The sequence below is a fragment of the Antarctobacter sp. genome (genome assembly GCF_965277915.1).
In the GTDB taxonomy this organism is placed as follows: domain Bacteria; phylum Pseudomonadota; class Alphaproteobacteria; order Rhodobacterales; family Rhodobacteraceae; genus Antarctobacter.
In genome coordinates this window covers 3,143,352-3,165,011 of record NZ_OZ255849.1, presented here as the reverse complement: position 1 = coordinate 3,165,011, position 21,660 = coordinate 3,143,352, and the positions used below count along the sequence as shown (strand labels likewise).

Sequence of the window (21,660 nt, the reverse complement as noted above, 5' to 3'; positions counted from 1 at the left end):
GACATGACCCAGACGGTTCTTTCCGCGCGTGAGGAAGTCTCTGACAAGTCGCTGGTCCGTAGCTTTTCCTACGTCGGGGGCAAGTGGATCGCGGCGCGGGACAACGCGGTGCTGCAGGTGACCGATCCGGCCAGCGGCGCCGTGGTCGGCGAGGTTGCCAGCCTGACCGCCGACGACAGCGCCGGCGCCGTGGATGCAGCGCAACGTGCCTTTGCGGCCTGGTCGGTGACGCTGCCGCAAGAGCGGTCGGCATTGCTGCGGCGCTGGTTCGACCTGATGATCAAGCACAAGGAAGACCTCGCCCGGATCATGGTGCTGGAACAGGGCAAGCCGATCTCCGAGGCGCGAGGCGAGATCGACTATGCCGCGAGTTTCGTCGAATACTACGCCGAGGAATCCAAGCGCCCGAACATCGAGGGCGTCACCAGCCACCTGCCCGACGCAGAGGTCGAGCTTTGGCTGGAACCGGTGGGTGTGGCGGCACTGATCACGCCGTGGAACTTCCCTTCGGCCATGCTGACGCGCAAGGCGGCGGCGGCGCTGGCGGCGGGTTGCACCGTTGTCGCCCATCCCAGCCATGAAACCCCCTTCAGCGCGCTGGCCCTGGCCGAACTGGCAGAGCGCGCGGGCTTTCCGCCCGGTGTCTTCAACGTGGTGACGGGCCGCGCCTCGACCGTGGTGCCGCCCTGGACCGACGACAAGCGCGTGCGCGCGCTGTCCTTCACCGGCTCGACAGAGGTGGGGCGGCTGCTGTACCGCGCCTCCGCCGAGACGATCAAGAAACTGGTGATGGAACTGGGCGGCCACGCGCCGGTGATCGTCTTCAAGGGCGCGGACCTCGACGAGGCCGTGGCCGAGACGATCAAGGCGAAATTCGCCACCTCTGGCCAGGACTGCCTTGGCGCCAACCGTATCTACGTCGAACGGCCCATCTATGATGCCTTCTGCGAGAAATTCGTTGCCGCCACCAAGGCGCTGAGCATCGGTGCGGGCATGAGTGACCCGGACATCGGCCCGCTGATGAACGAAGCGGCGGTCAATAAACAGGAAGAACACGTCGCCGATGCGCTGGAAAAAGGCGCCAAACTGGCCTGCGGCGGCAAGCGGAACGCTCTTGGTCCGCTGTTCTATGACCCCACGGTACTGACCGATGTCCCGGACGAGGCGCAGATCATGAGCGAGGAAACCTTTGGCCCGGTGGCGCCCATCACGCCCTTCGATACCGAGGATGAAGTGGTCGCCCGCGCCAATGCCAGCGAATACGGGCTCGTCGCCTATGTCCACTCGATGGACCCGCGCCGCATCTACCGGCTCAGCCGGGCGTTGCAGTTCGGAATGGTGGCGGTGAACCGTACCAAGGTGACAGGCGCGCCAATTCCCTTTGGCGGGACGAAACAATCCGGTCTGGGCCGCGAAGGTGCTCGCCGGGGGATGGAAGAATTCATGGACATCAAATACGTCTGCCGCGATTGGGCGTGAGGCGAGGAAAGGACCGAGATGCTTAGAAACGATCAACTGGACCAGTGGGACCGCGACAACTTTTTCCATCCGTCGACCCACCTGGCCGAATTCGCCCGGGGCAACGTGCCCAACCGCGTCGTGACCGGCGGGCAGGGTTGCCATATCGAGGACCGCGAGGGCAACAGGCTGCTGGATGCCTTCGCCGGGCTCTACTGCGTGAACGTGGGCTATGGCCGCCAGGACATCTCCGAGGCGATCGCCGAGCAGGCCAGGGAATTGGCCTATTACCACGCCTATGTCGGTCACGGCACCGAAGCGTCCATCACGCTGTCCAAGATGATCCTCGACCGCGCGCCCGCGGGCATGTCCAAGGTCTATTTCGGCCTGTCGGGGTCTGACGCGAACGAGACCAACATCAAGCTGGTCTGGTACTACAACAACATCCTTGGCCGCCCGGAAAAGAAAAAGATCATCTCGCGCTGGCGCGGCTATCACGGGTCGGGCCTGATGACCGGCTCGTTGACGGGTCTCGAGCTGTTCCACAAGAAGTTCGACCTGCCGCTGACCCAGGTGATCCACACCGAGGCGCCGTACTACTACCGCCGCGACAACCTGGACCTGACGCCGGAACAGTTCACCGCCCATTGCGCGGCAGAACTGGAAGCCCTGATCGAACGGGAAGGCGCGGACACCATCGCCGCCTTCATCGGCGAGCCGGTGCTGGGCACAGGTGGCATCGTTCCGCCGCCGCCGGGTTACTGGGAGGCGATCCAGGCAGTGCTGCAGAAACACGACATACTGCTGATCGCCGACGAGGTGGTCACCGGCTTTGGCCGTCTCGGTACCATGATGGGCTCGGATCACTACGGGCTGAAGCCCGACCTGATCACGATCGCCAAGGGCCTGACCTCGGCCTATGCGCCGCTTTCCGGCTCTATCGTCGGCGACAAGATGTGGAAGGTGCTGGAGCAGGGGACGGATGAAAACGGTCCCATTGGTCACGGCTGGACCTATTCGGCCCACCCCATCGGCGCGGCGGCAGGTGTCGCCAACCTCAAGCTGCTGGACGAGCTGAACCTCGTGCAGAACGCGGGCGACGTGGGCGCGCATTTCCAGAAGGCGCTGCACGATGCGCTGGATGCTCATCCGAACGTCGGCGAAGTGCGTGGCGAAGGCATGATGGCGGCGGTGGAATTCGTCGCCGACCGTGACAGCCGGACCTTCTTCGACCCGTCGAAAAAGGTCGGGCCCAGCGTGGCCGCCGCGTTGCTGTCGCGGGGCGTGATCGGCCGCGCGATGCCGCAGGGCGATATCCTGGGCTTTGCGCCGCCCTTCTGCCTGACCCGTGAAGAGGCCGAAGAGGTCGCCGGCAAGACCGCAGAGGCGGTTGCAGAGGTTTTGGGCTGAGCCGGACCGGCATCGCCTCCGCGCAGGCGAACGATTGACTGCGACCACAGGGCGCCCCGGCAACGGGGCGCCTTTTTCGTCTGTGACTGTTGCGCCGCGAATGGGTTTGCTAAGCCCGGCAGGGGGCTATGTCGCACTGTCGGAGGGCAGGTCATGTTGCTGCAAGTTTCAGGCGTTACCAAGAGCTTTGCCGGAGCAGAGGGGCCGGTTCCCATCCTGTCCGGCGTGGACCTGTCACTAGACCTCGGCCAGACCCTGTCGCTGCAGGGAGAGTCCGGTTCCGGCAAGAGCACGCTTCTACACATCGTCGGCGGGCTGGATACTGTCGACGGCGGACAGGTCCTGTTCGACGGGCGTGACGTTGCCGCGCTGGACGAGGCCGGGCGGGCGGCACTGAGGCGTTCGGACGTCGCGGTGATCTTTCAGCAATTCAACCTGATCCCATCGCTGGACGTGTTCGACAACATTCGTTTCCAGGCACGGCTGGCGGGGCGTGAGGATGCGGCGCAGGTGGCGCGACTGATCGAGACGCTGGGACTGGGTGATCACCGGCACAAGTACCCCGAACAGCTGTCCGGCGGGCAACAGCAGCGTGTCGCCATCGCCCGGGCCTTGGCAGCGCGGCCCCGGTTGATCCTTGCGGATGAACCCACCGGCAACCTGGACGAGGCAACAGCGGAAGAGGTGCTGGATCAGATGCTGGCGCTGGTGGGAGAAACCGGCGCCGCGCTGATGGTGGTCACCCATTCGCCGACCGTGGCCGGGCGGATGGACCGCCAGCTGCACTTGCGCGCAGGACGATTGGCATGACGCGTGCGGTGCTGCAGGCGCTGGCCGCGCATTGGCGGCGCAATCCCCTGCAGTTCTTTACCTTTCTTGCCGGGCTTGCCTTGGCGACGGCGCTGTGGTCCGGCGTGCAGGCGATCAATGCCGAGGCACGGGCCAGCTATGACGCCGCCGCCGCGACGCTGGGCGAGGGGCGCTTTGACCAACTGGTGCCAAGGGCCGGGGACAGCCTTCCGCAAGAGACCTACGTCTCGCTGCGGCGGGCGGGCTGGCAGGTGTCGCCCGTGATCGAAGGGGTGCTGCGCACCGATGGCGGCAGGATCCGGGTGGTCGGGTTGGATCCCTTGACCACACCGGGTGCGCTCAGCCCTGTCGGTGGCACCCGGGACATCGATCTGGACAGTTTTCTGACGGTGGGCGTGCTCTTCGCGAATGCCACCACGGCAGAGCGGCTGGCGGGCCTCCCGCAGGAGATCGTCACGGATCCGTCTGTTGCGCCGGACACGGCGCTGACGGATGTAGGGGTGGCGCAGCGCCTTCTGGACCGGCCAGAAAGCCTAAGCCGGCTGATCGTTGCACCAGAGCAGCCGTTGGGCCTGCCGCCGCTTGACGAGGTCGCGCCGGGACTGACGCGCGTCGCGGCGCAATCGGGCAGCGACGTAGGGCAGCTGACCGGCAGTTTTCACCTTAACCTGACCGCCTTCGGCCTGCTGAGCTTTGCCGTGGGTATCTTCATCGTGCACGGCACCATCGGCCTGGTTTTTGAACAGCGCCGCGGCATGGTGAGGACGTTGCGGACCTTGGGTGTGCCCTTGCGGCGCCTGATCGTCCTGATGCTGGTGGAACTGCTGGTCCTGTCGCTGCTGGCAGGCGGGATCGGCGTGGTGCTGGGCTATTTCGTGGCCGCCCTGTTGTTGCCGGACGTGGCCGCGACGCTTGAGGGGCTCTATGGCGCGCAGGTGTCCGGCGGTCTGCAATTGCGCCCGGTCTGGTGGCTTTCCGGGCTGGCAATTGCCGTGCTGGGGGCCGGTATGGCGGGGGCCGGTGCGCTTTGGCGGATTGCCCGGTTGCCGATCCTGGCCAGCGCCCGCCCGCGCGCCTGGGCGATGGCTGCGGGCCGGGGCCGCTGGCTACAGGGCGGGGCGGCGATGCTGCTTTTGGCCGTGGCGGCGGGGATTGCCCTGGCCGATGCCGGTCTGATCGCCACATTCGCATTGTTGGGTTGCCTGCTGATCGGGGCCGCACTTGCGCTGCCCCTGATCCTTGGCGCGGTTCTGGCGCTGGGTCAGTCGCGTGCCAAAGGTGTGATCGGCGGCTGGTTCTGGGCCGACACGCGCCAGCAACTGCCCGGGCTCAGCCTTGCGCTCATGGCGCTCTTGTTGGCGATGGCGGCGAACGTGGGTGTATCGACGATGGTGTCCAGCTTTCGCCTGACATTCATCGATTTCCTGGATCAGCGCCTGTTCGCGGAAAGCTATGTCCGCGGCAATGACCGTGAACAGATGGCCGGGATCGAGGCGTTTCTGCAGGCGCGAGGGGCGACGGTCCTGCCCCTGCTTCGGGTCGACAGCCGTCTGGCCGGGGTTCCGGCAGAATTGATGGGTGCGCGGATCGGGCCTGCCTATGAGGACAACTGGGCCTTTGTCGATGCCGGACCGGACGCCTGGGAACGGGTCGCGGCAGGGGAGGCGGTGATCGTCAACGAACAACTCGCGCGCCGCGCGGGGCTGTGGCTGGGCGACATGCTGGAGCTTGGCGGGGGCCTGCGCCTGCCGCTGGCCGGCGTGTATGGCGATTACGGCAACCCGCTGGGACAGGCAGTCATTTCCGAGGCGCGGTTCAGCGAGATATTCCCCGACGAGGCGCCCCGCCAGTTCGGGGTGCTGGGGATGGAGCCAGACGACCTCCGCCGTGCACTGAGCGAGGCATTCGACCTGCCGCCGGACAGCGTGGTGGACCAGTCGACGGTCAAGGCCTTTTCGCTGGGCGTCTTCGAGCGGACCTTTACAGTGACGGCGGCGCTCAATGTCTTGACCCTCGCAGTGGCTGGCTTTGCCATCCTGATGAGCCTGTTGACCCTGTCCGCCATCCGCCTGCCGCAGCTTGCGCCGGTCTGGACGATGGGGCTGACGCGCGGCACGCTTGCACGGGTCGAACTGGTGCGGGCGCTGGTGCTGGCGGCGCTGACGGCTATCCTGGCCCTGCCTCTGGGGCTGGCGCTGGCCTGGGTTCTGCTGGCGATGGTCAACGTGCAGGCCTTCGGTTGGTGTCTGCCGATGTATCTCTTTCCGCTGGATTATGCGCGGCTGGGTCTGCTGACCCTGATGGCGGCGGCGCTGGCCGCACTCTGGCCGGCGCTGCGCATGGCGCGGACGCCGGTGTCGCACTTGTTGAGGGTCTTTGCCAATGAACGCTAGGCTGATCGCTTTCCTGCTGCTTTGCCCGGTGGCGGCGTTGGGGCAGGGATTTGCCGGGTTGGGCACGGATGCAGCGGGATTTGCCATGCCCGCGCCGGATCCGGTCTTTGACTTTCCGGCCGATCATGGCCCGCACCCGAATTACCGCATCGAATGGTGGTACGTAACGGCCAATCTGACCGGCCCCGATGGCACTGATTACGGGGTGCAGTGGACGCTGTTCCGCTCGGCCCTCGCGCCCGGAGAGGGGGAGGGCTGGCGTTCGCCCCAGGTCTGGTTCGCCCATGCTGCGGTGACAACGCCCGATGCCCACCATGTCGCCGAACGCATTGCCCGTGGCGGGATCGGTCAGGCCGGTGTTACGGCGCAGCCATTTGATGCGTGGATCGACGATTGGCAGATGGTCGGAAAGACGCTGGACAACGTGAGGCTGACAGCCGGCGGGACCGAGTTTCGCTATGACCTTGGGCTCGAGGCGCAGGGGCCGCTGGTTTTCCATGGCGACGGGGGGTTCTCGGTGAAATCGGCGGAAGGACAGGCCAGCTACTACTATTCGCAACCCTTCTACCGTGTTGAGGGCACCCTTGATTTGCCCGACGGGATTGTGCCCGTGACCGGAGAGGCCTGGCTGGATCGCGAATATTCCTCGCAGCCGCTCAGCAGCACGCAATCGGGTTGGGAATGGTTTTCGCTGTCCTTCGACACGGGGGCCAAACTGATGGGGTTTCGACTGCGCCAGACCGATGGCAGCGCCTATACATCGGCCACCTGGATCGGTGCGGACGGTGCGACGCAGCCCTACGGAGACGGCGCCCTGACGGCAGAGCCGATGCGGAACGCCGAGGTGGCAGGGCGAGAGGTGCCAGTCACCTGGCGCGTGACACTGCCGGACCGAAATATCGACGTGACGGTCGAGGCACTGAACCCCGACGCCTGGATGGCGGTCTCGATCCCCTACTGGGAAGGGCCGGTGCGTGTAGGTGGCAGCCATGCGGGACGCGGTTACCTGGAGATGACGGGCTACGAATGAGCGCATGGCCGCCCGCACGGACGTTGCGCTTTGTCCTGCTGGTGCGGCGCAGGTAGAGATCTCAGTCCAGTGACATAGCGGACAGGCCGCGTCTGCCGCGAGAATCATGTCCTCGCCTGAACCGCGGACAAAGCGACGCATCCGGCCCGGTTCCGGGTGCCCGACGGGCCGCACGGTCTATCTCACGTCGCAGAAACCGGCCTATCGAGCTGGCCCGCGCTGGACAACGTTCCGGGGATTGCCGCAACGTGCCGGCATCCCGCGCTGGCCTGCACAAGGGGACCGGTGTGCAAATCCGATGGAGGAAGACTTGACACGATTCATTTCGCGACGCACCGCGCTTCTTTCTGCTGCGGCTTCGGCCTCGCTGGCTCTGACCCTGCCCGGTCGGGTGTTGGCGGCCACGACACATGAAATCGAGATGCTGAACCGGCACCCCGAGGACCGCAAGCTGCGCCAGGTGTTCTTTCCGCGCATCGCCGTGATCGAACCGGGCGACAGCGTCAAGTTCCTGGCCACCGACAGGGGCCACAACGCGCAGACCGCAGACGACATGATCCCCGAGGGCGCGGAACCGTTCCGGGGCAGGATCAACGAAGAGATCGAAGTGACCTTCGACACTCCCGGGTTCTACGGCTACCAGTGCCAGCCGCACTACGCCGTCGGGATGGTTGGCCTGATCGTGGTCAAGGGCGAAGGCATGATGGACAACCTCGAAGCCGCCAAGTCGGTACGTCATCGTGGCAAGGCACGAGCGGTCTGGGGGGACATCTGGGCCGAGGTCTACGGCATGGACCTGTCCGCCTGAACGGGTCTTTGCAACGGTTTGGAAAAGGGGGGGGCACGCCTCCCCTTTTCTCGTTTCTGCATTGCAGAAAAGCCAGTGCCACTCCGGCCAGAGGGACATTTCGACGGGCAAGGGGGAAATGGTGGCGTGGGGGGGACTCGAACCCCCGACCTAACGATTATGAGTCGTTCGCTCTAACCAACTGAGCTACCGCGCCAAGCAGTGGAGCGTCGGATACGGAAGCCGCGCGTCGCCGTCAAGCCCGATTTCACCAAAAAACGCCGGGAACGACCGGGCAGGCGAATGTTGTCCTTTGGTCACGCCCCGGAAGGGGCTGTCGACCGCCAGGCAGAGGGCGATTGCCCGGTGATGCGCAGGAATTCCCGGTTGAAATTCGACTTGGTGTTGAAGCCGCTGGCATAGATCGCGTCCGTCACGGTCATGCCATCGTTCAACAGATCGCAAGCGTGGCGAATCCGGTATCCGTTCACATGGCGAGAGACATTTTCGCCGGTCTCCCGATTGATCGCTGCGGAGAGTTGCTTGGCCGGGACCTGCAACCGCCGCGCCAGACGGGCCAGGGTGAGGTCGGGTTCCAGGAACAGGTGTTCTTCGGCCATAAGGCGGTCCAACCGCGCCAGCAGCATCGCATCGTCGGTCTGAGCGGCGGGTGGCTCAACGGGCTGGGGCGTCTCGGTCTCTGGCGGGGCCATGCCGTCGCGGGTCAGGGCCAAGGCGGCAACCATCAAGAGCGACAACGAGGAAACGAGGCTGACCACGAGGCCATGCACCTCTGGGCGGCCCGCCATGAAGGCCAGCGCGATGACCAGATCGCCGATGGCCGAGAGGATAAGCGCGGCAGCCAGTGCCTGCCAGATCCGGGCAGGCCAAGGGCCGGCGTCCAGCCGCGCGCGCGGCAGCGGATTGGCGGGGCGCAGGGCCCAGAGGATGGCCGCGCCGTAGCCGAGGAACAGCAAGGGCACGGTCGCATCCAGCGCGACCGGGACCGCCAGAAGGCAGAACAACCCGAAGGTCGGGGCAAGTGCGTGTGGCAGCGCCTGTGCCGGCTTCACCGGTTCGAACAGCGCGGCCCGAAAGGCCAGCCAGGCAACCGGCGGCAGCGCACAGGCGACCAGCGGCAACAGCGGATGCAGCCAGTACAGCCCGTAGTGGTGCACCAATGAGATTGCCAGGCTCTGCCATGCGCAAAGCGCGAGCAGCGCCGCCACCTCGCGCCCCAGGTCCCGCTTTCGCAGCGACTGCACCAGCAGGAACAGGATCAGCAGGGCAAAGATCAGCGGCAAAGGCAGGGCAATCATGCGAACAACATTCGTCAGGCGTGTTTCAGCACGTCCTTAAACGCGTTCCGCACGTCCGAAAACCGGTTTCAGGACGCGTGCAGGCGTCCAAGGGGCAAGGGTGACGGCATCAAGGCCAATCACAGGAGACACTTGATGAAACATGTTCTGACCGCCGCATTGCTTGCCCTTGGGGGTGTCGCACAGGCGCAAGACCAACTGCCCGGGCATGACCGCATGGATGTCACCGCGGCGCATCGTGCGAGGCCACTGGAGGCCAGTTTCTATTACCCGGCCGCAAACCCCACCTACGTGACCCGCATCGGTGACAACGCGATCTTCAAGGGCGTGCCGGTCTTCATGGGGCCGCGTTTCGCCGAGGGGCGGCGCCCGCTGGTGCTGTTCTCGCATGGATCGGGCGGGAACATGGACGGCATGGCCTGGCTCTTGTCCGGGCTGGCCGAACGCGGCGCGGTCGTCCTGGCCGTCAACCACCCCGGCAGCACCAGCGGCGACAGTTCTCCGCGCCGGTCAGTCCGGCTGGATGAGCGGGCGCGAGACCTTACCGCCGCGTTGGACCAGTTCCTGTCGGAACCGGAGTTTGCCGCCGCCGTGGACCCCGATCGGATCTATACGCTGGGCTTTTCGTTGGGCGGGGCGACGGCGCTGGGGTTGGCCGGGCTGCGGTTCGACGCGGGGGCCTATGCCCCCTATTGCGAGGGGGGCGCGGCGCGGACCGATTGCGCCTTTTTCGACAAGGGCGGCGTTGATTTCCGCAATCTGCCCGCAGGGTTCTCTGCCGATACCCGCGATCCGCGCGTGACGGCGGCAATGGCGATCGACCCGGCCTTTACCTTTGTCGCGACGGAAAGCAGCGTGGAAAAGCTGACGCTGCCGACCTTGCTGATCAACCTTGGCAAGGAACGGCGTCTTGGCGCATCGGACATGGGGCCGGACGGCAGCGATCTCGCCGCGCGGCTGCCGCAGGCGGAGTATGTCGAGATCGCACCCGCGATCCATTTCACGGCCCTGCCGGAATGCACACCCATCGCGTCCGAGATCCTGAAGGACGAGGGCGAGGACCCGATCTGTACCGACCCGGAGGGCGCGCACCGCGGTGAGGTCCACGCCCGGATCCTGAGCGCGGTGGCCGATTTCATGGCTTTGGAGTGAATACCTAGGGGGGGCGGTGCAGGCCCCCAAGGCGCCTATTTGACGATCTTCTCGTCCTTGACGAACATGTTGCCCCAGGCGCGGTCGATCAGTTCGGGGGTCATCTTGTAGGGGATGCCCTCGAAATCGCAGACGGAAATCATCTGGTCGATCAGGAAGACCGGCTGGTAGTTCGCATAGACATTCTTGATCGTCGGGTACTTGTTCTTGAGCAGGTGGACGAGGCTGGCCTCGTCCAGCTGCATCTTCTTCTTGCGGGCGACAAGGCTGAAGATCTTGAGGAAGTCTTGCTGGTTCGGGCCGTCGATCTTGATCTTGAAGAAGATCCTGCGCAGCGCGGCCTGGTCGAAGATCTCGTTCGGATGAAAGTTGGTGGAAAAGATCACGAGGGTGTCGAATGGCACCTCGAATTTCTCGCCTGATTGAAGCGCGAGGATGTCCTTGGATTCCTCCAGCGGCACGATCCAGCGGTTGACCAGTTTCTGCGGCGGTTCCGCCTGACGTCCTAGGTCGTCGACGATGAAGATGCCGCCGGTCGATTTCAGCTGCAAGGGCGCCTGGTAGGTACGCGCTGTCGGGTTGTAGACGAGGTCGAGCATGTTCAGGGACAACTCGCCCCCGGTGATGACCGTGGGCCTCTGGCACAGGACATAGCGGCGATCGAACCGTGCGCGGCGTCGCAGCGCGTTGGGATCTTCCGCGTCATCCTCGGCCTTGGAATGCACGATCGGGTCGTAGACCGTGATAACCTGGCCCGAATACTCGATGGCCCGGGGGACGTAGATCCTGTCGCCCATCGCATCGCGAATGCCGTTTGAGATCGAGCTTTTGCCATTGCCCGGCGGGCCGTACATCAGGATCGACCTGCCCGAGGAAACGGCCGGCCCGAGGTTGGAAATCAGGTCGTTCGGCAGGACCAGGTGGCCCATCGCGCCGGTCAGCTGATCGCGGGTGATCTGGATGTTGCGGATCGACTGGCGTTTGACCTGTTCGGCGTAGACATCGAGGGGGATCGGCATGGCGCCGAAGTATTCCGACTGCGCCAGCGCATCCAGCGCACGCGCCTTGCCGCTGTCGGTCAACTGGTAGGGCATCTCGGAAGAAACCTCTCCCGAGGGGCCAAGCGTGCCCATCGCCTCCATCAGGCCCTGACCGCGGCACATGTCGATCAGTTCCTGCGCGACCGTCACAGGGAGGCAGACGGTGCGTGCAAGATCCGTCACGATGTTGGTGTTCTTGCGGAACATCGTCTTGAGCACGATGTCACGCATCATCACCAGCGGAAGCTTCATTTCCTCAATCCGCCGCGGCTGCGGCGGGGCCAGGACGGCGCCGGTTTCCATGTTCATGTCGTGTCTGCCCTCAACTGGTTTTGCCGCAAAGGTGCCGGTGGAATGTGGCGGCAGCGGGGCAGGGTCAGGGAAAGACGCGGACCTCAGACCCGCACAAGGCGTCGTAGACGTCCGATGAAACCGCGGGTCGGTTGCTGTGGTACCGCGTCTGCCAGCGCCCTATCTCGGAATACGCGGAAGGCCGTGAATCCGGCCTCCGGTGGGTCCATGAGGTCCAGCCACTCCCCAGACACGGTGTCCATTGCGTACCAACCGGGATGCGCAATCAATGTGATGATGGCGTCAAAGGCACCCGCGCCCCCGCGTACATGCAGAGAGATCGAAGCGGTCACGGCGTCTTGGCCGGTATTGACTTCGATTGACCAATCCGCGCCGCGCAAAAGGCCTCAGCTTGGGTCGCTCCAATCCGTTTCTGGAAATGTCGCCGAGACGGTTCTGCGGATGGTCTCGGTTTCAAAACTTCCCGGCGTCCAGTCGCCGGGAAGATCACCGACCGCCGGGGGCGGCGCATCCAGAATGAACAGGATGAGGTCCCAGCTCATGGTGTGGACTGGCCATAGAACAATCCGAGGCCAAGATAGATCGCCAGTGTCCCGCCAAGGGCGAGCCCCATCGGGAATTTCGACCCGGCCTCCCAACTGTGCCAGTGGGGCGCCAGTCGGCGCAGTGGCGTGCGCCTAGCCAAGCGGTGTGCCACGAAGGCCGCCAGCAGGTTGGCGGCAAAGAGCGCCATCAGGAACCGCAGGTCACCGATGTGGATGAAAGGGGCGGCGGCGGCGGCGAATTTCGCGTCGCCGGCCCCCATCGCCCCGCCGGCGTTCAGGGCGATACCTGCCACCAGAACCACGACAAGATGCAAGTAGCGCCAGAAATATGCGTCAAGCGGCAGCGCGACCACGCCCACGAAGAGGTAAACCAGGAACAGCGTTACGACGGCATGGTTGGGAATGCGCATTCCCTTCATGTCGGTGTAGCAGATATAGACACAGATCGGCAGGACGAAGGGGAGAAACCACAGGGCCGCGGCGGCACTCAGGGACATGGACGTCAGGCCTCGTCAAGGGCCGCCAGCGCCCGGGCCGCGGCCTCGAAGTGCTGCGGGTGCGTCTCCATCGCCTCGCGCAGCAGTGCCTTGCCGGTCTTGACGTCGCCGCTCTTGATCGCGGCCAGGCCCAGGGTGTGCAGCAGTTCGGCCTTTTCGACCTGCGTCATGGGGATGACGGGCAGGATGTACTTGCCCTGCGCGCCGCGCGCCATGACCAGGTTGTTCTTGGCGGTGTACAGCTTTTCGTCGTGCCGGATCGCCTCAAGGAAAAGCTTTTCGGCTTCGGGCAGATCGCCGCGCGTCAGTTTGGAATACCCCCAGTTGTTGAGCACCGAGGCGGGTTTGGTCGTCAGTCCCACCGCGATCTCGTAGAAACTGTCGGCCTTTTTCCATTCCTTGTTGCTGTCGGCGATCATCGCCTCCAGCCGGTAGCGCTTGTAAGTTTCGAAGGTGGGCGGGATCGCGTCCAGCACCTTTTCCGCCTGGTCCCACTCGCCGGCGCGTATCAGGACATCGGCCAGCTGCACGCGGTCGTCATCGGTCGATTCCTCGTGCTCGACGACCTTGGCCCACGCCACTTTCGCCTCGGGGATGCGTTTGGCCCGGACCAGTGACTTGGCAAAGCCGCGGCGGATGTCGATCCGGTCGGGGTCTTCCTTGAGCGTGCGCTGGAAATAGGACACGGCCTCGTTCGGGTCGCCCACGGTCAGCATGACCTCGTTCAGGTCGCTTTCGTCGACGACGTTCACGCCCTGGAACTTGCGGTCCATTTCAGCGGTGTCGATGCCCTTGTCACAGGCCGACAGCGCGACGACGCCCGCCGCGCAGAGGGAAACGATGATGGGATGGCGCATTTTGCCTGCGTCCTTGTGCTGCTCTGCCTCTCGCCCGCCTTTTCGGCGGTTGTTCTTGTGCCCCGTTTTTCGGGACGATTGACCGTCAACCGCCACTGCGCCGGATCAGGTAGTCCCCATGCCCGCGACGTACGATCTTGTATTCTTGCTCTAACTCCTCACCATAACCGGAATTTTCCATTTTTGCGAGCGCCAAGCGAAGATTGTCGCGAATTGAGTCACTTTGGCCATTGTCCAATGCATAGGCCCGGCGAAAGACCTCGGAGGCCTCGGCGGTCTCTCCCTTTTCGATCAGCACGATGCCGAGGTTGTTCCAGGCTTCGGCCCAGTCCGGTTCTTCCTTGACGGCGCGCCGCAGCAGCGGTTCGGCCTGGTGCAGGCGCCCCAGAGCCAGGTTGGCTGACCCCAGCGCCATCAGCACCTCGGCGGTCAATCCCCGGTCTGCGGCAGCGCGTGTAAAGGCCTCGAGCGCGAGTTCGTGCTGGCCCGCGGCCATCAGGCGGTGGCCCACAGTCAAACCGTCCACCGCTTCGCCCCGAGGGTCGAGACCGGGCGCATAGGGAGATGCGGGATCCTCGCGCGCAAGCGGGCCGCCTGCGGTGCAGGCGGCCAGGGGCAGAATCATCAGGGCGGCCCATAGAGCCTGTTTCATGCAGTCAGTTGCCCACGGCCATGGAGCCCATCTCGGAAATGCCGACCGCGGACGGGCCCACGAGAATGATCAGCAGCGGCGGCACCGTGAGCATCATAGTGGTCAGCGTCATCTTTGTCGGCAGTTTGTTCGCAGCTTCCTCGGCACGCATGACTCTTTTGTCACGCATTTCGCCCGCATAGACCCGCAACGCCTCTGAGATCGAGGTTCCGAAGGTCGCCGCCTGGTTCAGCACGGTCACGAAGGAGGAGATATCTGGCAGGCCACAGCGGTCAGCCATGTCGTTCAGGACCTGGCTCTTGTCCTTGCCGGCTTTCATCTCGTAGCTGATGATCTCGTATTCTTCGGCCAGGGGAGGAAAGGAACTGCGCAGCTCGCGGGCGACACGAACGATGGATTGGTCCATCGACTGGCCCGCCTCGACGCAGACCAGCATCATGTCGAGGCTGTCGGGAAAGCCCTGCTGGATCTGCTCCTGGCGGCTGGCGACGCGCTTGTTGACCCAGTACTTGGGGGCCATGTAGCCAACGCAGCCGGGGCCAAGGATATACATCAGTTTGGTCTGCATCGTTGCCGTCTCTGGGTCGATGAAGAAGATGTAATACACCACGCCCGCGCAGAGCAGGGCGATGCCAAGCGCGAATTGCAGGAAGTAGTAGATCTGTACCGCGTCCTTGGACCGGTAGCCGGCCTGCATCAGCTTGGTGCGGATCTCGGAATATTCCTTGGCGTCCTGGGGTTCCAGGAACTGCGCGTACTTGTTGAGCTTTTCGTTCTTGCTCTTTTCCCGCAACACGGCGCGGGTTTCCGCGTCCAGGCGCTTCTTGCCGTCCTGCTTGAGCTTTTCCAGCGGGTCGGGGCGCGAGTTGAGGAACAACGGGATCGTTGCAACGATCAAGAGCGCCGCCAGTCCTGCGACCACGATCAGCGGACCGGCGGGTCCCAGGGCATCGATGATCATCGTGTTGAGCGTATCGAACATGGGGCAGCCTTTCTCAGACCTTGATATTCACCAGCCAGCGCATGACGATCATGTTCGCGACCAGCATGATGCCGACGATGAAGCAGGCGGGTATGAACCAGGGATGGTCGAGCACCTCGTCGTAGTAGTCGGGCTTGGCGACCTGGATGAAGATCAGAGCGGCGACGGGAAAGCCGGACAGGAATTTGCCCGACCATTGCGCCTCGGCGGTGATCGCCTTGACCCGGCGGAACAGGCGAAAGCGGGCGCGGATCACCTTGGCCAGGCCTTCGAGGATCTCGGCGAGGTTGCCGCCGGCCTGCTGCTGGATCGCCACGGCCACGGCGAGAAAGCGAAGGTCCTGCATGTCCAGCCGTTCGGCCATGTGTTTCAGCGCCTCGCCCACGTCGCGGCCATAGGTCGATTCATCCGCGATTATGCCGAATTCAGTGGCCAGCGGGTCCTTCAGTTCCTTTGCGACGATCGAAATGGCCGAGCTGAACGGGTGGCCGACCCGCAATGAGCGCACCATCAGTTCCACGGCGTCGGGAAGCTGTTCCTCGATCATGCTGAGACGTTTGTTGGCCCGGTGGTTGACCCAGAAATAGACCCCGCCCACGCCCATGAAGACGGACATGACAGCGCGCACGGCGGCGCCGGCCTCTGTCCCGATGCTCAACCCGACAAAGGCAAAGACGGATGCGGCCACCATGACCAGGATCAGCTGCTGTGGCGTGAAGGCAAGCGCCGCCTTCTGTGCCTTGCTGGCCAGCATCGAGTAGATGGGCAGCGAGCGGCTTTGCATGTGCTGGTCCATCTCCTTGCGGAGTTTGGCCAGCACGTCTTCCCGGCGTTCGCCCTTGTCGAGCATTTCCAGGCGGCGGTTGACCCGGTTTGTCAGGCTGATCGACTTGCCGAAGGCGACAAGATAGACGCCGTTGACCAGGATCAGCACGCCCAGGAAGATCCCGCCGTAAATGATCGGTTCTGCGCTGAGCATTGGTGTTACTCCGGTCTGAAGGGTTCGTAGATCGAGGCGGGCACGTCGTAGCCCCACATCCGGAACCGTTCGGCAAAGGCGCTGCGGACGCCGGTGGCCGTGAAGTGGCCGATGATCTTGTTATCGGGTGTCAGGCCGACACGCTGGAAGCGAAAGATCTCTTGCATTGAAATCACATCGCCTTCCATGCCGGTGATCTCGGTGATCGAGGTCATCCGGCGCGAGCCGTCCTGCAGGCGGCTGGCCTGGACGATCAGGTTGACCGCGCTGGCGATCTGGCTGCGCATCGCCTTGAGCGGCATCTCGATGCCCGCCATCGCAATCATGTTTTCCAGTCGCGCCACACCGTCGCGCGCGCTGTTGGCGTGGATCGTGGTCATCGAGCCGTCGTGGCCGGTGTTCATGGCCTGCAGCATGTCGATGACTTCCTCGCCGCGCGTCTCGCCCACGATGATGCGGTCGGGGCGCATCCGCAGGGCGTTCTTCAGGCAGTCGCGCGGGGTCACGGCGCCCTTGCCCTCGACGTTGGGCGGGCGGCTTTCCATGCGGCCGACGTGGGTCTGTTGCAGTTGCAGTTCGGCGGTATCCTCGATGGTCAGGATGCGTTCACTATCGTCGATGAAACTTGACAGCGCGTTGAGCGTGGTGGTCTTGCCGGAACCGGTACCGCCCGAGACGATGATGTTCAGGCGCGTGGCGACGGCGGCCTGAAGGTAGACGGCCATTTCCTCCGTGAAGGCGCCGAAGTTGACCAGGTCGTCGATGCCCAGCTTGTCCTTCTTGAATTTCCGGATTGACACCAGGCTGCCGTCGATGGCCACGGGCGGCACCATCGCGTTGAAACGGGACCCGTCCGCAAGACGGGCGTCGACGTAGGGGTTCGATTCATCGACGCGCCGGCCCACGGCCGAGACGATCTTGTCGATGATCCGCATCAGGTGCTTTTCATCCTTGAATGTCACGTCCGACAGCGTCAGCTTGCCGCTCTGTTCGATGAAGATCTGCTGCGGACCGTTGACCAGGATGTCAGAGATTGTCTCGTCCTTGAGCAGCGGCTCCAGCGGGCCAAGGCCCTTCACCTCGTCGTAGAGGTCGGCCATCATCGTGCGGCGTTCGTCGCGGTTCAGCACGACGCCCTTGTCCTGGAGCGTTTCATTGGCAATCGCGCTGATTTCCTCGCGCAACTCGCCCTCCGAGGCCTTGTCCAGCGCGGCCAGGTTCAGGTTTTCCAGAAGCGCGCGGTGCAATTCCAGCTTGATCTCGCCAAGTCGCTCCTTGCGCTTCTTTTCCTTGTCCACGGGGGCGGCCTGCGCGGCGGGTTTCGCCTTGCGGCGCACGGCGGCTGGCTGGGCGGCAGGCTGCGCGGCGACGGGGGCCGCCGGGGCGGGGGCCTTGACCGGCTGCGCGCCGGGAGCGGAGGTTTTCTTGTAGCGCGAGAACATGTTTTTCCCCTGGGTCAGGCGGCTTCGGCGTCGCTGTCGCCGATCGCATTGAGCTGCTGGGCAAGCTTCACGATTTCGCGGCGCAGCGGGTTCTTGGCAGCGTGGCTGGCCAGCGGCAGCCCGTGATCGCAGGCCTGCATGACGGTGCGGCCGCCATCGGGCAGCTGCACGTCCAACGAAATCGCAAGGCTGTCGGCCAGCCGCTTGACGCGGCTCTTGCCCTGCAGGTCGGTGAATTTGGGTGCGCGGTTCAGCGCGAAACGGATTTTCTCGAAAGGAAGATCCTCGGATTGCAGTGCCCGCTTCAGGCGCAGCGTGTTCTGGGCCGAGCGCATGTCCAGTTCGATCAGCGCGAAATAGAGTTGTGCTTCGGTCAGGACGGTTTCCGTCCACTGCACGACGGTGGAGGGCATGTCGACGATGACGTAATCGAAATGCTCGCGCGTGATGTCCAGCAGGCGTTTGATCTCGGCCGGGCCGATGATGTCCAGCGGCAGGATGTCCGAGGGCGCGGTGAACACCTGCATCTTGTCCTCGAAACTGACCAGCGCCTGGCCAAAGCTGTCGCCGTCCATCGCCTCGATGTCCGAGAGCGTTTCGTAGACGGCCTCGCGGCGGGGCAGGTCGAGATAGGTCGCGACAGAGCCGAATTGCAGCCCCAGGTCGATCAGGCAGACCTTCGGCTGTTTTTCCTTGCCGCCTGTTGCCAACTCGTAGGCAAGATTGACGGCCAGGGTGGTCGCGCCGACACCGCCGGCAAGGCCGTGCACCGCGATCAGTACGCCGTCGCCCCCGCCGGACAGGCGGACACCCTCGGCATTGGTGGCGGGCGCGCTGTCGGGTTGTGCGGCAGTGGGGGCAGGGCGGCGCAGCCGTTCGAGTGCCCCGGCAAGCTCACCTTCGGGCAAAGGATAGGGGACGAATTCATCGGCCCCGTCGCGCAAGAGTTGATGCAGCGAGGCGGGCGTCACGTCCTCGGCGATCAGGATGACCTTGACGCCGTTTTCCTTGGCAACGTGAATGACCTGAGACAACATCGGCAAGTCCGGCTCGTCGATGGCGTCGATGGCCATCGCCACGAATTCCAGCGACCGGCCGTCCGGCTGGTTCAGAAAGGCCGTGGCCTCATCGAACCCGAGGTCCCCCCAGCCTTCGCCAAGCAGGGCTTCCATGTCGTCGATGAGCAGGTCAAAGTTCTGGACGTCGCGGCTGATGGTGCAGGCGACGATTGGTGCCGGCTCCGTTTGCTGTGGTGTCGCGTTGGTCATGCCTGTCGTCCTTTACTCTTGCCGGACCGGGTGAACGTGGCGAAGACTTTTCCCCCGGACCCGCGGTGCGCGACTCGGGTCTTGCGCACGCACTGGTTCTCCAAGGCGACAGTCCCCCACAAACGAGGCAACATTTGGGCTAAAAAACCGAAATTGTACGGTGAACGGGGACTGATGGCGGGGCCTGGAACGCCGCCGCGCCCCTCTGGTGGTCAAGGGGATTTCCGGCTCAATTCACGCGGGTGTGGCGGGGGCGCAGGATGGGCGACCAAGGGGCGGACATGAAAAAAGGGGCCGTCTGGCCCCTTTCCTTGCAGGTCCGTTGTCGGGATCACTCGGTGATCGCGAGGTCCTGGCCTTGCTGTCCGGTCAGCCCCGTCTTGGGCTCGGCGCTGTTGATGTATTCGCGGTAGATGACCTCGGCATATTTGCCGTCCAGCACCGTGGGGTGGCTGGACACAAAACCCGATACTTCGGTCACGGTGCGCCGGTTGCGGCGTTCGCGGCCCTCGGTCACGATCAATGGCTGTGTCTCGCCGTAGGAAACGACGGCTTCGAGCCGCGAACGGCTGATGCCCTGGCTGACGAGGTAGTTCACGACCGCATTGGCACGCCGCAGGCCAAGGCTCTTGTTGTAGCCATTGCTGCCGACCTTGTCTGTGTGGCCGTAGACACGGAACCGGATTTCCGGGAACTGGCGAATCCACTGGGCCTGTTCGCGCAGCGTGTCGCGCGCACCGTGGTCCAGCACGGCGCTGTTGAAGGCAAAGTTGACCGTGGTCATGACCTCGGAGGCGAAACGCTGCGACAGATCGTAGAGGACCTGCTTTTCGCCGGTCATCAGCTGGTGGTTGTTCATCGTGGCGTTGCCGAAGTGACCGGTGTCGATCAGCGCGCCCGCCTCGCGGTCAAACCCGACTGGGGCTTGGCTGCAACCGGCGATCAAGAGGCCCGCGGTCAGCGCGGCGGAAAGGGGGAGCCTGATCATCATTCGCCTCTGCATCAATCCATCACATATCCGTAGGACCCGGTGAAGTCCTGCTTGGCCACTTCCCCCGCAGCGCCGGCCTTGGGGGCTTTCTGGCCCGGCTTGCCGGCGACCTTGCCGCGCAGGAAGAGGTCACGTTCGGTCGGGGGCACGACGCGGTCGGTCGGGAGGGCCAGGTATTCGCCCCGCGTCGGCGTCACCAGGTGCGGGGTGACGATGATCACCAGTTCGGACTGCGACCGCTGGTATTCCGCGCTGCGAAAGAGGGCGCCCAGCACCGGAACGTCACCCAGCCAGGGCAATTGCGAGTTCCGGTCGGTGAAATCGTCCATCAAGAGGCCCGCGATGGCAAAACTTTCGCCGTCACGCAGTTCGACAGTGGTCGAGGTTTCGCGCCGTTTGAAACCATTGATCGAGATGTCTGAGAGCACGATCGAGTTGTTGGTGTCAATCGACGAGACCGCGGCCTCGAGCTCGAGGTTTATCAGGTCGCCATCGACCACCCGGGGGATGAAGTTCAGCTCCACGCCAAAGGGTTTGTACTCGATGGTGATGGTGTTGTTCTGCTGGCTGACCGGCACAGGGTATTCGCCACCCGCCAGGAACTTGGCCTCCTGGCCCGACAGCGCGGTCAGGTTCGGTTCGGCAAGGGTGCGCACGATGCCCTTGCGTTCCAACGCCTCCAGCATGATGCCCACTTCGAGCCCGCCGGCGTTGAAACCGAAGAGAACCGCGCCTTCGACGTCCAGCCCCTGCGGCGCCAGCTTGTCGGCGACGGCGTCGACGGCCGCATCCGAGGCGGCGCTCAGTGTGCCCAGTTCAAGGCCGAGATCGCCGCCAGCGACGGATCCGCCGGTGGCCAGCGAGGTTCGCAGCATCTTGGCGGCGGTGCGTTCCATCTCTGCGAAGCGGACCTTCAGCATGACTTGCTGGACGCCGCCCACCGACATCAGGTTCGACACGCGTTCGGGGGCGTACCGCTGGGCAAGATCCAGCGCCCGCTGCATCCGCGCGGTCGAAGAGACGGTGCCCGACAGCACGATGCCGTCGTTTGCGGTGCGGACCTCGATCTTTTCCTGCGGAAGGATCTGGCGCAGGCGTTCCTTGAACTCGGACACGTCCGGCGAGACCCGGATATCGACGTTCGAGATCAGCTCTCCGGCGGCGTCGAGGATGGTGAGCGTCGTTGTCCCCGGCGCCTTGCCAAGCACATAGATATTGCGGTCGTTCAACGAAGAGATGTCCGCGATCGCAGGGTTGGCGATGGACAGTTCCGCAAAGGGAACGTCGCTTTCGACCACCAGCGCGCGGTTCATCGGAACGTTGAGCACCGGTTGCGTGCCATTGCGCAGGATGCGCAGGTTGTCCGCCTGTGCGTACTGCGCCGCAAGCGGCGCAACCGCAAGCGACAGGCCCAAAAGGGCCGTCTTCAGGAATCTGTCAATGGTCATGTGACCTGCCTCTCGATCACTGCTCGGACGCAGGTCTGACGCCTGCATTTTCCCCGACCATGCGTCATCTCGTGTTTTATTGCAAGAATCAAAGGCTTCAGCCAACCGGCTTATGTGGATAACCCGCAACACGCCGGGTATTTTCGCAACAAAAAGGCCCCCGCCGCGGCAGGGGCCTGATCTTTTCAAGCGGTTGAATTCGCCGTTCGATTTCCCGGATCCGTTGGTGCAGGGGATCGGGATCTCGACCACGTCGGCGCCGCGACGCACCCGGGTGGTGCAGGTCTT

At 64.2% G+C, this 21,660-nt stretch carries 19 protein-coding genes and 1 tRNA gene; 7 read left to right on the top strand and 13 right to left on the bottom strand.

The annotated features are described in order from the left end of the window. Nucleotides 1-3 precede the first annotated feature (3 nt). From ACQY5B_RS16335 to ACQY5B_RS16310, 6 genes are all read left to right on the top strand, one after another. Nucleotides 4-1,479, top strand: a complete 1,476-nt coding sequence (locus ACQY5B_RS16335) for an NAD-dependent succinate-semialdehyde dehydrogenase (RefSeq protein WP_420328519.1) — start codon at nt 4-6, stop codon at nt 1,477-1,479. 18 nt (nt 1,480-1,497) lie between these two features. Then, entirely contained in the window at nt 1,498-2,868 is a 1,371-nt protein-coding gene (locus tag ACQY5B_RS16330; RefSeq protein WP_305970352.1) for an aspartate aminotransferase family protein, read from the top strand. A 153-nt stretch (nt 2,869-3,021) separates the two neighbouring features. Then, nucleotides 3,022-3,678 (top strand): ABC transporter ATP-binding protein, encoded by a 657-nt coding sequence (locus ACQY5B_RS16325; protein ID WP_420328520.1) that lies wholly within the window; start codon nt 3,022-3,024, stop codon nt 3,676-3,678. Further along, a complete protein-coding gene (locus ACQY5B_RS16320; RefSeq protein WP_420328521.1) occupies nt 3,675-6,071 on the top strand; it encodes an FtsX-like permease family protein in 2,397 nt (798 codons plus the stop codon). Before ACQY5B_RS16325 ends, ACQY5B_RS16320 begins: the two co-directional genes overlap by 4 nt. Then, on the top strand, nt 6,061-7,101 hold the full coding sequence (locus tag ACQY5B_RS16315) for a lipocalin-like domain-containing protein (protein WP_420328523.1): 1,041 nt from the start codon (nt 6,061-6,063) through the stop codon (nt 7,099-7,101). Before ACQY5B_RS16320 ends, ACQY5B_RS16315 begins: the two co-directional genes overlap by 11 nt. A gap of 310 nt (nt 7,102-7,411) precedes the next feature. After that, nucleotides 7,412-7,909, top strand: a complete 498-nt coding sequence (locus tag ACQY5B_RS16310; protein WP_420328525.1) for a pseudoazurin — start codon at nt 7,412-7,414, stop codon at nt 7,907-7,909. A gap of 119 nt (nt 7,910-8,028) precedes the next feature. Here the strand turns inward: ACQY5B_RS16310 and ACQY5B_RS16305 are convergent. Both ACQY5B_RS16305 and ACQY5B_RS16300 read right to left on the bottom strand, forming a co-directional pair. Further along, nucleotides 8,029-8,105, bottom strand: a tRNA-Met gene (locus tag ACQY5B_RS16305). Between the two features lie 100 nt (nt 8,106-8,205). Next, nucleotides 8,206-9,207: a helix-turn-helix domain-containing protein gene (locus tag ACQY5B_RS16300; protein ID WP_420328526.1), complete on the bottom strand. Its 1,002-nt coding sequence runs from the start codon at nt 9,205-9,207 to the stop codon at nt 8,206-8,208. A 135-nt stretch (nt 9,208-9,342) separates the two neighbouring features. On the opposite strand from ACQY5B_RS16300, the gene ACQY5B_RS16295 reads away from it, so the two are divergent. After that, nucleotides 9,343-10,359, top strand: a complete 1,017-nt coding sequence (locus ACQY5B_RS16295; RefSeq protein WP_420328528.1) for an alpha/beta hydrolase family protein — start codon at nt 9,343-9,345, stop codon at nt 10,357-10,359. Nucleotides 10,360-10,394: 35 nt separating this feature from the next. Here the strand turns inward: ACQY5B_RS16295 and ACQY5B_RS16290 are convergent, their stop codons facing one another. The 11 genes from ACQY5B_RS16290 to ACQY5B_RS16240 form a co-directional block, all read right to left on the bottom strand. Then, on the bottom strand, nt 10,395-11,708 hold the full coding sequence (locus tag ACQY5B_RS16290; RefSeq protein WP_420328529.1) for a DUF8689 domain-containing protein: 1,314 nt from the start codon (nt 11,706-11,708) through the stop codon (nt 10,395-10,397). Between the two features lie 389 nt (nt 11,709-12,097). Next, nucleotides 12,098-12,253, bottom strand: coding sequence for a hypothetical protein (locus ACQY5B_RS16285; RefSeq protein ID WP_420328531.1), 156 nt, complete (start codon nt 12,251-12,253; stop codon nt 12,098-12,100). After that, nucleotides 12,250-12,753, bottom strand: a complete 504-nt coding sequence (locus ACQY5B_RS16280) for a prepilin peptidase (RefSeq protein WP_420328532.1) — start codon at nt 12,751-12,753, stop codon at nt 12,250-12,252. The genes ACQY5B_RS16285 and ACQY5B_RS16280 overlap by 4 nt, the downstream gene beginning before the upstream one ends. Nucleotides 12,754-12,758: 5 nt before the next feature. Beyond that, a complete protein-coding gene (locus ACQY5B_RS16275; RefSeq protein WP_420328534.1) occupies nt 12,759-13,610 on the bottom strand; it encodes a tetratricopeptide repeat protein in 852 nt (283 codons plus the stop codon). Nucleotides 13,611-13,695: 85 nt separating this feature from the next. Further along, on the bottom strand, nt 13,696-14,235 hold the full coding sequence (locus ACQY5B_RS16270; protein WP_305970341.1) for a tetratricopeptide repeat protein: 540 nt from the start codon (nt 14,233-14,235) through the stop codon (nt 13,696-13,698). A gap of 31 nt (nt 14,236-14,266) precedes the next feature. After that, nucleotides 14,267-15,244, bottom strand: a complete 978-nt coding sequence (locus tag ACQY5B_RS16265) for a type II secretion system F family protein (protein ID WP_305970340.1) — start codon at nt 15,242-15,244, stop codon at nt 14,267-14,269. Between the two features lie 13 nt (nt 15,245-15,257). Continuing rightward, complete coding sequence (locus ACQY5B_RS16260) at nt 15,258-16,223, bottom strand: type II secretion system F family protein (RefSeq protein ID WP_305970339.1); 966 nt, start codon at nt 16,221-16,223, stop codon at nt 15,258-15,260. Nucleotides 16,224-16,228: 5 nt separating this feature from the next. Then, a complete protein-coding gene (locus ACQY5B_RS16255; protein WP_305970338.1) occupies nt 16,229-17,665 on the bottom strand; it encodes a TadA family conjugal transfer-associated ATPase in 1,437 nt (478 codons plus the stop codon). Nucleotides 17,666-17,679: 14 nt separating this feature from the next. Further along, nucleotides 17,680-18,933 carry a CpaE/TadZ family protein gene (locus ACQY5B_RS16250; RefSeq protein WP_420328538.1) on the bottom strand — a complete coding sequence of 418 codons (1,254 nt, stop codon included), beginning with the start codon at nt 18,931-18,933 and terminating at the stop codon, nt 17,680-17,682. Nucleotides 18,934-19,264: 331 nt separating this feature from the next. Further along, nucleotides 19,265-19,921 (bottom strand): OmpA family protein, encoded by a 657-nt coding sequence (locus ACQY5B_RS16245; RefSeq protein WP_305970336.1) that lies wholly within the window; start codon nt 19,919-19,921, stop codon nt 19,265-19,267. Nucleotides 19,922-19,935: 14 nt separating this feature from the next. Continuing rightward, entirely contained in the window at nt 19,936-21,372 is a 1,437-nt protein-coding gene (locus tag ACQY5B_RS16240) for a type II and III secretion system protein family protein (RefSeq protein WP_305970335.1), read from the bottom strand. Between the last annotated feature and the right edge of the window lie 288 nt (nt 21,373-21,660).

What these genes read in the sequence shown, in the direction of transcription:
- ACQY5B_RS16335 (WP_420328519.1), top strand. Translation starts at nt 4, where the DNA reads ATGACCCAGACGGTTCTTTCCGCGCGTGAGGAAGTCTCTGACAAGTCG.
- ACQY5B_RS16330 (WP_305970352.1), top strand. Translation starts at nt 1,498, where the DNA reads ATGCTTAGAAACGATCAACTGGACCAGTGGGACCGCGACAACTTTTTC.
- ACQY5B_RS16325 (WP_420328520.1), top strand. Translation starts at nt 3,022, where the DNA reads ATGTTGCTGCAAGTTTCAGGCGTTACCAAGAGCTTTGCCGGAGCAGAG.
- ACQY5B_RS16320 (WP_420328521.1), top strand. Translation starts at nt 3,675, where the DNA reads ATGACGCGTGCGGTGCTGCAGGCGCTGGCCGCGCATTGGCGGCGCAAT.
- ACQY5B_RS16315 (WP_420328523.1), top strand. Translation starts at nt 6,061, where the DNA reads ATGAACGCTAGGCTGATCGCTTTCCTGCTGCTTTGCCCGGTGGCGGCG.
- ACQY5B_RS16300 (WP_420328526.1), bottom strand. Translation starts at nt 9,207, where the DNA reads ATGATTGCCCTGCCTTTGCCGCTGATCTTTGCCCTGCTGATCCTGTTC.
- ACQY5B_RS16295 (WP_420328528.1), top strand. Translation starts at nt 9,343, where the DNA reads ATGAAACATGTTCTGACCGCCGCATTGCTTGCCCTTGGGGGTGTCGCA.
- ACQY5B_RS16290 (WP_420328529.1), bottom strand. Translation starts at nt 11,708, where the DNA reads ATGAACATGGAAACCGGCGCCGTCCTGGCCCCGCCGCAGCCGCGGCGG.
- ACQY5B_RS16285 (WP_420328531.1), bottom strand. Translation starts at nt 12,253, where the DNA reads ATGAGCTGGGACCTCATCCTGTTCATTCTGGATGCGCCGCCCCCGGCG.
- ACQY5B_RS16280 (WP_420328532.1), bottom strand. Translation starts at nt 12,753, where the DNA reads ATGTCCCTGAGTGCCGCCGCGGCCCTGTGGTTTCTCCCCTTCGTCCTG.
- ACQY5B_RS16275 (WP_420328534.1), bottom strand. Translation starts at nt 13,610, where the DNA reads ATGCGCCATCCCATCATCGTTTCCCTCTGCGCGGCGGGCGTCGTCGCG.
- ACQY5B_RS16270 (WP_305970341.1), bottom strand. Translation starts at nt 14,235, where the DNA reads ATGATTCTGCCCCTGGCCGCCTGCACCGCAGGCGGCCCGCTTGCGCGC.
- ACQY5B_RS16265 (WP_305970340.1), bottom strand. Translation starts at nt 15,244, where the DNA reads ATGTTCGATACGCTCAACACGATGATCATCGATGCCCTGGGACCCGCC.
- ACQY5B_RS16260 (WP_305970339.1), bottom strand. Translation starts at nt 16,223, where the DNA reads ATGCTCAGCGCAGAACCGATCATTTACGGCGGGATCTTCCTGGGCGTG.
- ACQY5B_RS16255 (WP_305970338.1), bottom strand. Translation starts at nt 17,665, where the DNA reads ATGTTCTCGCGCTACAAGAAAACCTCCGCTCCCGGCGCGCAGCCGGTC.
- ACQY5B_RS16250 (WP_420328538.1), bottom strand. Translation starts at nt 18,933, where the DNA reads ATGACCAACGCGACACCACAGCAAACGGAGCCGGCACCAATCGTCGCC.
- ACQY5B_RS16245 (WP_305970336.1), bottom strand. Translation starts at nt 19,921, where the DNA reads ATGATCAGGCTCCCCCTTTCCGCCGCGCTGACCGCGGGCCTCTTGATC.
- ACQY5B_RS16240 (WP_305970335.1), bottom strand. Translation starts at nt 21,372, where the DNA reads ATGACCATTGACAGATTCCTGAAGACGGCCCTTTTGGGCCTGTCGCTT.